The sequence below is a fragment of the Candidatus Parvarchaeota archaeon genome (assembly GCA_016866895.1).
Taxonomy (GTDB): domain Archaea; phylum Micrarchaeota; class Micrarchaeia; order Anstonellales; family VGKX01; genus VGKX01.
In genome coordinates this window covers 1-2,578 of sequence record VGKX01000165.1, presented here as the reverse complement: position 1 = coordinate 2,578, position 2,578 = coordinate 1, and the positions used below count along the sequence as shown (strand labels likewise).

Annotated in this window: 3 protein-coding genes; 1 reads left to right on the top strand and 2 read right to left on the bottom strand. The window is 45.5% G+C overall.

What is annotated here, in order from left to right:
• Window positions 1–394: 394 nt before the first annotated feature.
• Window positions 395–922 carry a hypothetical protein gene (locus tag FJZ26_05505; protein MBM3229863.1) on the bottom strand — a complete coding sequence of 176 codons (528 nt, stop codon included), beginning with the start codon at window positions 920–922 and terminating at the stop codon, window positions 395–397.
• Window positions 923–1,172: 250 nt separating this feature from the next.
• Complete coding sequence (locus FJZ26_05500) at window positions 1,173–1,457, bottom strand: hypothetical protein (GenBank protein MBM3229862.1); 285 nt, start codon at window positions 1,455–1,457, stop codon at window positions 1,173–1,175.
• On the opposite strand from FJZ26_05500, the gene FJZ26_05495 reads away from it, so the two are divergent.
• A partial coding sequence (locus FJZ26_05495; protein MBM3229861.1) for an ABC transporter permease subunit occupies window positions 1,447–2,578 on the top strand: 1,132 nt, incomplete at its 3' end. The two genes, FJZ26_05500 and FJZ26_05495, sit on opposite strands and share 11 nt — an antisense overlap.

Sequence of the window (2,578 nt, the reverse complement as noted above, 5' to 3'; positions counted from 1 at the left end):
CTGCATGTGAGGGTCCAAATCCCTCCGATCCCAAAGACAAAACCCGGAGGGGGCAGGCCCCCTCCCTGTTTTTTCCTTGATTTTCGGACCCACCCCCACGACAATTTATTGTCTTTTGGAGCCTTGTCCGAAGGACAAGCTAATCCCAAAGGCGTCTTGGGGGAAACCAAGGTTTCCCCCGAAACCCCTGGATTCATCCCACTTCCTTGATTTGCAGCTCTGTTACAAAATTTTGGAAAATTAGATTTTTCAAATGTTTTTCGGACCCACCCCCACGTCAATATTTTGTCTCTGGGGGACTTGCTTCAATTGCAAGAAATCCAATATGGGGGACACTGCAATTCAGGTGTTCCACCTGAGGGTTTCACTCCCTCAAGTTTTTTTATGGCTTTAGTCACGAAAAAGCCCCTGAAATCACCATCAGGGTCAAAAACTTTGAAAGGAAAATGACTACGGCAACAACATGCGGCCTTATTTTGGAAAGTCCGACAAGTGCCAGTCCAAGTTCGTCAGGCAGTGGAAGCCCGAAAACGAAGAACCCTGACATTGGAAATGCCCATGCAAATTTCCCGAACCTCGTCTTATAGTATCTTCTCAACTTTTTTGCGTTTGTCTCAAGCGTATCTCTGAATGCGGTAAACAACACAGTGTCAAGTGCGCTTGCACTTAATGAGGACAAGACGGCAACATAAATCGCATCTCCCGCTTTCATCTGCTCTAAAATTACCACCATTGCCATTGGCGTTGTCACGCCAAAAGTATAAAAAAAACCTGCAACAAAAGCTCCGGTTCTTCCCATGCCTTGCAAATAACTTGAAATTATCCTGTCAGCTCCTAGCATTAAGAGAACAAAAGAGAGTAAAATAAAGCCAATTGTTATTACAAGCCTCCTGTGTATAGAATATTTATCTGAAAATATCATATGAACACGCCTGTTGTTAAACAATTGGTCACTATCGATTTATTAAGCAGTCTCTAATAAAGAAATTACATCTGCTTCACTGTTGCGGGGTGTTATCTATGGGCATGTCAAAAAAGGATTTGTCGCGCAAAAAAGCCAATATAAGGGCGCGCATTGAAGAGCTTGAAAAGAAAGCACATCTTGACCCGCTTCACCGCAAGCCGGAAATCCACGAGGAGCTTGCAAAGCTGAAAAAGGAGCTTGAAGACTACTAAAGACTTGATATGGCACTGCAAACTTGAACTGCTCTCCCAAGCCTCCCAAACCCATACCGCAAGACAACTACTCCAGCTTCAATTCCAGCTTTCAAATCCAAAAATATCAGATTTCTAAGTCCATTGTGTCTACTTTTAATCACCTTCACTCCTGCTTTCAAAACCCAAGCGCACCTGCTTTCATAAGCCCCTCCCTTATATCTATATAGAGTAAATTGATTTTCAATATTTTGGCAAGCCTTATTAACTACCCCGGCAAACTTTCTTCTGATGTTTGGCAACGGCAACCCATTGCTGCACTTGCTTGACAAACTGTCACAAAACAGGCTTGTGGGAAAGTTTGTTACCCTAGCTTCAGTGCTCTTTTTCCTTGTTTTTGTGCTAGGCCCGCTGTTCTTTGTTTTTTTCAAGCTTTCCAGCTTCAAGTACCTGCCTGAAATGGAAAACGCATTAATCGTTTCCTTCAGCCTTGCCTTCTATGTCACGCTTGCCGACCTTGTTTTTGGCATTCCTGTTGCATGGCTTTTGGCAAAAAAGAATTTTCCTTTCAAGGAGCTTTTTGACACCCTAATCGACCTGCCGCTTGTAATTCCAACAAGCGCCCTTGGCCTTTCAGTTGCCCTGATGTGGGGCTCAAGCGGCCTAGGTGTTTTCAACCCTGGTTTTGAGGTGCTTTTCCTGCTCCATGTGGCCTTCACATTCCCATATGTTGTAAGGACAGCCCAGGCATCCATAATGACTATAGATACTGACTTAGGCAGAGCGGCCCAGTCGCTTGGCGCAAGCCCGTTTACAATCTTTCGCAACGTCTGGATGCCACTTTCAAAGCCAGGCATCATTTCCGGCTCCATCCTTGCCTTCACCCGCTCGCTTGGCGAGACGGGAGCCTCAATCCTTGTCGCAGGTGCGATAAAAACAGTCCCAGTGCTTACGGTTTTCTATAAAAACTCCACTCCTGCGGACATTGATGCTGCAATCTCAATCTCTGCAATCCTTATCGCAGTCTCGGCATTCATTTTCCTTTTTGCGCGAAGCAGCATCGACTCCAAAAAATCCGGGCTTGGAAAAATCTTTGTTGATGCTGAAAGGCGCATAAGCGGCTACTCTGGTGCAGGCATGGTGGCAGGTGTGCTTTTTTTTGCCGCAATTGTCCTTCTCCCCTCATTTTTCTTCCTGAAATACACTGACGCCAATTTTCTTTCCAAGGATATCCTGGAGGCAATAACCATTTCGTTTGCTATAGGCCTTAGCGCCACAATCCTCTCCATTGCACTTGGCCTCCCCTTTGCAATGTATCTTGCCTCAAAGGGCCTTGGAAGCCGCCTGTTCAAGCTTGTCAATGAAATGTGCATGCTAATGCCAACAGTCACAATCGGCATCTCACTTTCGCTATTCTGGGCAG